Origin of the sequence: Streptomyces beijiangensis, assembly GCF_017315755.1 — a bacterium.
Taxonomy (GTDB): Bacteria; Actinomycetota; Actinomycetes; order Streptomycetales; family Streptomycetaceae; genus Streptomyces; species Streptomyces beijiangensis.
In genome coordinates, this window is the sequence record NZ_JAFLRJ010000670.1 from 1 (window position 1) to 6,454 (window position 6,454).

Below are 6,454 nucleotides of genomic sequence, written 5' to 3' on the forward strand. Positions count from 1 at the left end.
CCGACTCGGCCGAGTCGGGACGCTCGATCTCTACCGGGGCAACACTCACGGTGCGGGGCAACCTGTTCTTCTCGGCCGGGGGTCCGGGGATCGGCCCCGGGAATCACAGTCCCTGCCCATGCTGCCACCCCGCAGAGGGCATCGCACACATGGGCCCTTAGATCTCGTCACTCTGACGAGATCGGGGTAACATCCGTCGTATGAACACTGCGGACCTGGGACTGCCGGTGGACGTTCCGTCGACAGCCCTTTTCACGGACCAGTACGAGCTGACCATGCTCCAGGCGGCCCTCAAGGCGGGCACGGCCGAGCGGCGCTCCGTCTTCGAGGTCTTCACGCGCCGGCTGCCCGAGGGGCGCCGCTACGGCGTCGTGGCCGGCACCGGACGCGTCCTGGACGCCGTCGAGAACTTCCGCTTCGACGAGCCGGTCCTGACCTTCCTGCGCGAGAACGGCATCGTCGACGCGGCGACCGCCGAGTGGCTGGCCTCGTACCGCTTCACCGGCGACATCTGGGGCTACCCGGAGGGCGAGGTGTACTTCCCCGGCTCCCCGCTGATGCGGGTGGAGGGGTCGTTCGCGGAGTGCGTGCTCCTGGAGACCGTGATCCTTTCGATCCTCAACCACGACTCGGCGATCGCCGCCGCGGCCTCGCGGATGTCCGCCGCCGCGGGCGGCCGGCCGCTGATCGAGATGGGCGCGCGGCGCACGCACGAGCTGGCGGCCGTGGCCTCGGCGCGGGCGGCGTACGTGGGCGGATTCGCGACCACTTCCGATCTGGCCGCCGGTTTCCGGTACGGGATCCCGACCGTGGGCACCAGCGCGCACGCCTTCACCCTGCTGCACGACAGCGAGCGGCACGCCTTCACCGCGCAGGTGGACTCGCTGGGGAGCGGGACGACGCTGCTGGTCGACACCTACGACGTCGCGGAGGCCGTACGGACGGCCGTCGAGGTCGCCGGGCCCGGTCTGGGCGCCGTGCGCATCGACTCCGGGGACCTGCTCCTGGTCGCGCACAAGGTGCGCCAGCAACTGGACGCGATGGGCGCGACGGAGACGAAGATCGTGGTGACATCCGACCTGGACGAGTACGCGATCGCCTCGCTGGCGGCGGCCCCGGTCGACGCGTACGGAGTGGGCACGCAGCTGGTCACCGGCAGCGGGCACCCGACCTGCTCGATGGTCTACAAGCTGGTGGCGCGGGCGGCCTCGGCCGACCCGAAGGACCCGCTGGTCTCGGTGGCGAAGAAGTCGATGGGCGGCAAGTACTCGATCGGCGGCCGCAAGTGGGCCGCGCGGCGCACGGACGCGGACGGGATCGCCGAGGCCGAGGTCATCGGCACCGGTCCCGTACCGGCCGAGCTCGTGGACCGGCAGCTGCTGGTGGAGCTGGTCAAGGGCGGGGAGATCGTGGCGCGCGAGCCGCTGGACGCGGTACGGGAGAGGCATCTGGCGGTGCGGGCGACGCTGCCCATGTCGGCGATCCAGCTGTCGCGGGGCGAGCCGGTGATCCCCACCGAGTACGCGTAAGTGCGGCTGCGTACGACATGGGGGCGCGTGCGCCGGGTACGCGCCGATTGCCCACTGCCGTAAGCCCGGTGAATTCTCTACGCTGGACTGGCCGCTCTCTCCCGATGAAGGACACCGCCATGCACCGCGCCTTGATCGTCGTCGATGTGCAGAACGACTTCTGCGAGAACGGGTCCCTGGCGGTCGCGGGTGGTGCGGATGTGGCCGCCGCGATCACCGATCTGATCGGGCAGGCGCCTGCCTGCTACCGGCATGTGGTGGCCACCCGTGATCATCATGTGGACCCGGGTGACCACTTCTCCACGAACCCGGACTATGTGCACTCCTGGCCGGTGCACTGTGTCGCCGGTACGGAGGGCGTCGGGTTCCACCCGAACTTCGCACCGGTCGTCGCGTCGGGTGCGATCGACGCGGTCTTCGACAAGGGGGCGTACGCGGCGGCGTACAGCGGCTTCGAAGGGCTCGACGAGAACGGCCAGACCCTGGCGGACTGGCTGCGGGCGCGTGAGGTGACCGCGGTGGACGTGGTGGGCATCGCCACGGATCACTGCGTACGGGCCACGGCGCTCGATGCGGTGCGGGCGGGGTTCGCGGCCCACGTGCTGCTGGATCTCACGGCGGGGGTTTCTGCGGAGACCACGGGTCGGGCGTTGGAGGAGATGCGGGGCGCCGGCGTCGAGCTGAGCGGTAAGCCGGTGGTGTGAGCGGGGCTGCAGGCGCGGCCTGTGCCCTGGGGCGCTGCCCCGGACCCCGCTCCTCAATCGCCGGAGGGGCTTGATTTTGCCCGACGTCAGCTCATACGCGCGGGCAGATTCTGCCCGATCCGGGCTCGCACCCGCAGAGCGATTTTCCCGGTGCGCTCTCGCATCTGCGGGCAGATTTTGCCGGCCCGAGCCCGTACCCGCGGGTTGGTCTACGCCGTGATCTTCAGTGCTCGTATCGGGTGCCAGAGCTCCTCCGTCGCCTCTGGTGCCGTGCGCCAGAGCAGGCCGTCCGGGTGGTGCAGTACCGCCGTGATCTCGTCCGGCGTCGGCGGCTGCGCGTTGCCCCGCAGGTAGACCGCCCGCAGGCCCAGGTTCCGCAGCCTCGTCAGGGCGCGGGCGCGGTTCCCCGCGTGCACCAGGATGCGGATCCTGCGCTCGTCGACCGGCAGTGTGAGAGCGACCACCACGCTGCCGTTCGGAAGTCTGGCAAATCCTCCACCGGGCATGTCATTCATCTCCCCCGTGAGACGTCGTGTCAATAAGAGTCCGTAGGACGCACCTAAACACGATCGGCCGCCGCCCGCTAGAGGGCGACGGCCGATCATGGTTTGACCTGCGGTGATGCGTTTTAGCGGTGCGATGCACCAACCTGAACGGTGATCGTCGAGCCACTCAGGGGCTGCTGGACGATGGAGATCCGGGTGTTCGTGTCAGTAACCTGCACGCTTCCCGTCTTGTTCTCCTCGTACCAGTAGGTGCCCTTGTGGTCGTCGAAGACCGGGACGCCCAGCTGCGGCTTGATGCGCGTCGCCACGTCCGCCTTGTGCAGCGTGAAGCCCGGGACCGGGAGCCAGCTGAACGCGGCGTCGAACGGCTGGATCTTGTTGCGGAGCAGCGTGCCGTCCGCCCACTTCAGCGGCTTGGCGTGCGCGTCGATCGGCAGGATCAGACCCTGGCCGGGGTGGGCGCTGACGTTGTTGTCCGCCTGCGAGGTGTCCCACTGCCAGATGACCAGACCGGGACGGTAGGAGTAGTACTCGACCCAGTCCGGACGGGTCGCGGTGAAGCCGAAGTTGTACGGGCCGACCTTCAACGTCTGGTCGTAGCTGACGTACTGGCGGTTCTCGGCGATGTAGTACTGCGGGTAGTCGTTGGTGAACGACTCACCGATGCGCGAGAAGCCCTTCGCGGTCCAGCCGTTGTCGTCGCCCTCGGCGTTGTCGGTGACGATCGCAGCGCCGTCGGCGGTGACGGTGATCGCGTCGGCCGCGAAGCCCTTCTGGGCCACGCCGCCGTCCGAGGTGTAGCGGAAGCGGACGTCGATCTTCTTGCCGGCGTAGGCGTTGAGCGGGTACGAGAGCTTCTTGTACGCGCCCGAGACGTCGGTCAGGGCCGGCTGGTCGCTGCCGTCGCGGGTGATCTGCGCGCCGTCGGCGGTGCCGTCGATCGGCGTCCAGTTGGCGCCGCCGTCCGTGGAGACCTCGGTGTAGAGGTAGTCGAAGTCCTTCTCGATGTCCCACCAGCCCGAGAGGTCCAGGGAGGCCGACGTCTTGCCCGTCAGGTCGACGGAGCGCGTCAGGGTGTTGTTGAGGTTGTCGCCCATGCCGCTCCACCACTGCTTGGAGCCCTCGGCGGGCTTCACGACAGAGGTGGTGACTGCCTTGTCGGGCAGCGAGACGACGAGCGCCTGCTTGTTCTTGGTGTTGTACTCCGAAACGCCCAGCTTGTGCGTCGACTTGGTGGCCGCCTTGGCGGTGTCGTAGTCGAGCCAGCCCAGCTGCAGCTTGTCCCAGGCGGTCATGTCGCCCGGCAGGTTGCCGATCGCGTTCGAAGCGGTGCCCAGCCAGGAACCCGCCGACATCAGGGACCAGAAACCGACCGAGTTCTCGGCGGTGTTGGTGGTGTCGTACAGGTCGGGCAGGCCCAGGTCGTGACCGTACTCGTGGGCGAAGACACCGAGGCCGCCGTTCTCCGGCTGCATCGTGTAGTCACCGACCCAGATGCCGGTGGAGCCGATCTGGGTGCCGCCGGCCTTGTTGTTGTCCGGGCCGGTCTTGCCCGCGCCGGTGCCGTAGGCGTAGCTGCGGTGGGCCCAGAGCGCGTCGGTGGCCTGAGCGCCGCCGCCGGCGGACTCGTCCTCGCCCGCGTGCACGATCTGGAAGTGGTCGATGTAGCCGTCCGGCTCGTTGAAGTTGCCGTCGCCGTCGAAGTCGTAGCGGTCCCACTGGTCGTACTGGGCGAGGTCCGCCTTGATCTGCGCGTCCGTGCGGCCCTTGGCCTTCTGGTCCGCCGCGTACGCGGTGACGCCGTCGCGGACCAGGTCCATCACGTTGGCGCAGTTGCTGGCGCCGCAGTAGTTCGAGCCGTAACGGGCCTCGTTGTACGGAACCTTGACCCACGCGGAGACCTCTCCGTCGACCGAGTAGCGGCCCGACGAGGTCTTCTCGTAGTACGTCTTCAGCGAGTTCACGTTCTTGCCCGTACCGAAGTACAGGTCCTGGAAGTGCTGCTGGTTGTAGTCCGCCTGCCAGGCCGTGCTGTTGTCCTTCGCACGGTCCGGCGAGGCTATCTCGTTGTGCGCGGGGCCGGGGGCGCCGCCGTACTTCTTGACGGGCGGCTTGGGTCCTTCGCCGTCCGGGTCGAACATCGTGGTGTCGTCGACCTGGGTGCCGAACTCCGCGAGGACCGTGAAGATCTTGTCGGTCTTCTCGCGGCCCAGCTCGACGTACTTCTTGTCGTCGAGCTTGACGACCTTGGAAGCGCCGCGCTGCTGCACCTTGGCGGAACCGGATATGACCTGCTCGAGCGCGGCCTGGCGCTCCTTGTCCTGCTGCTTGCTGAACGGGCCGTCGATGTCGTGCTTCTGGCCGTTCACAGTGCCGGGGTCCCGGCGGTCAATGCCCGCGGGAGCCTTGGTGTCGGCCTGCGCCGAGCTGATGGCCGCTCCGGTCGCGGCAGTTGCCGCGAGGGTGATGAGGACGGCGGTGGATCGCAACGCCCGTCTCTTCGTGGTCACTTAAAAGTTCCCCTCCTCCGTGGCGCAAGCGCGCCACGCGTCACAAGTGACGCCATTTGACCGGAGGTGAGGAAGAAATAACAGATCTTGACTTGGGCATGGTAACTGCATTATGCGAATGGGCGTTCCCGGTATCCGAACACTCTCGAATCTCGTCGCGCAGCCCCCCGCGCACCGCTCAACCGGCGCGCCCGTCTCGCCAGTTGGATGGGGGGATGACTCCGTGCGCCCCCCATGACCCCCCACCGTGGGTTAGGTCACGCTTACCAACCGTTCCGCTCGGGCATCCGTCGGAATAGAGTCGCTCGCCGAGATGGTTCCCTCAGTCGAGACCGACTTGTTCCCCCATCGCTGTCCCGAGGACGGATATCGCCATGCCGCGTCCGACTGCCGCACAGCTCTCCTACGGTTCGGCCACCGTCATCTTCTCCACCGTCGCCATGCTGCTGCTCTCCCAGACGCAGACAGGCGTCGGAGTGGCCGTCATCGTCCTCGCCGCCCTGGTACTCGGGCTGCTGGTCGCGCTGACCGTCCCCATGCCGAAGGCGGCGCGCGCGGCCCTCAAGGACCACGCCGCCGCCTCCGTACCTCCCACCAGGGTCCCGCAGCCCCGTACCACCCGGGCGGGTGCCGAGCGAGTGAGCGAGCATTCGCTGCGGCGATGAGGCTCTAGGCCTCGACCACGACCGTCTTCGCTGCCTTGTCGTGCAGGCCCTGCTTGTACGGCTTGTCGAAGAAGCTCCAGCCGCCGCAGATCGCTGTCCAGATGCACGCGCAGCAGAACACCGCGGGCAGCCACAGCACCGCGGCGCGCACGAAGGCCGTCTGCACGGTGGGCGTCGAACCGTCGTTGAGATTGGCGGTCCGCAGCTTCATGACGCGCTTGCCGACGGTCTGGCCCTGCTGCTTGACCGTCATCAGCACGTCGTAGCCGATGTAGAGCACCGCGCCGAGCAGACCCTGTCCGATGGAGCGGCCGTAGTTGACGTGGTCCGTGTCGTACTTGTAGCCGCCGAAGATGAGCGAGATCAGCCAGACGACCGCCGTGATGATCACGATGTCGATCAGCCTGGCCAGCACGCGCTTGCCGCTCGGGGCCAGCGGCGGCATCCCGGAGAGCGGGTCCGCGGCGCCGTAACCACTGCCGCCGCCGTACGCGTTCGGGTCGTAGGGCGGGGCATTGTCGTACGGCGGCGGCAGTGGTT

General features: G+C 68.1%; 6 protein-coding genes. 3 read left to right on the plus strand and 3 right to left on the minus strand.

All coding sequences use genetic code 11. The annotated features are described in order from the left end of the window. Positions 1-200 precede the first annotated feature (200 nt). Both J0695_RS38120 and J0695_RS38125 read left to right on the plus strand, forming a co-directional pair. Positions 201-1,529: a nicotinate phosphoribosyltransferase gene (locus J0695_RS38120; protein ID WP_206969423.1), complete on the plus strand. Its 1,329-nt coding sequence runs from the start codon at positions 201-203 to the stop codon at positions 1,527-1,529. A 119-nt stretch (positions 1,530-1,648) separates the two neighbouring features. Further along, on the plus strand, positions 1,649-2,233 hold the full coding sequence (locus J0695_RS38125; RefSeq protein WP_206969425.1) for an isochorismatase family protein: 585 nt from the start codon (positions 1,649-1,651) through the stop codon (positions 2,231-2,233). A gap of 209 nt (positions 2,234-2,442) precedes the next feature. Here the strand turns inward: J0695_RS38125 and J0695_RS38130 are convergent, their stop codons facing one another. After that, entirely contained in the window at positions 2,443-2,739 is a 297-nt protein-coding gene (locus J0695_RS38130) for a hypothetical protein (RefSeq protein ID WP_206969426.1), read from the minus strand. 122 nt (positions 2,740-2,861) lie between these two features. Beyond that, a complete protein-coding gene (locus J0695_RS38135; RefSeq protein WP_206969427.1) occupies positions 2,862-5,249 on the minus strand; it encodes an immune inhibitor A domain-containing protein in 2,388 nt (795 codons plus the stop codon). Positions 5,250-5,623: 374 nt separating this feature from the next. Between J0695_RS38135 and J0695_RS38140 the strand changes: the two genes are divergently transcribed. Next, positions 5,624-5,914, plus strand: a complete 291-nt coding sequence (locus J0695_RS38140) for a hypothetical protein (RefSeq protein ID WP_206969428.1) — start codon at positions 5,624-5,626, stop codon at positions 5,912-5,914. A gap of 4 nt (positions 5,915-5,918) precedes the next feature. On the opposite strand, the gene J0695_RS38145 is transcribed toward J0695_RS38140, so the two are convergent. Then, positions 5,919-6,454 (minus strand): RDD family protein (locus tag J0695_RS38145; protein ID WP_206969429.1); only part of this gene is annotated, 536 nt, incomplete at its 5' end.

Excerpts from the sequence above, each read along its gene's own strand:
- J0695_RS38120 (WP_206969423.1), top strand. The coding sequence starts at position 201 with ATGAACACTGCGGACCTGGGACTGCCGGTGGACGTTCCGTCGACAGCC.
- J0695_RS38125 (WP_206969425.1), top strand. The coding sequence starts at position 1,649 with ATGCACCGCGCCTTGATCGTCGTCGATGTGCAGAACGACTTCTGCGAG.
- J0695_RS38130 (WP_206969426.1), bottom strand. The coding sequence starts at position 2,739 with ATGCCCGGTGGAGGATTTGCCAGACTTCCGAACGGCAGCGTGGTGGTC.
- J0695_RS38140 (WP_206969428.1), top strand. The coding sequence starts at position 5,624 with ATGCCGCGTCCGACTGCCGCACAGCTCTCCTACGGTTCGGCCACCGTC.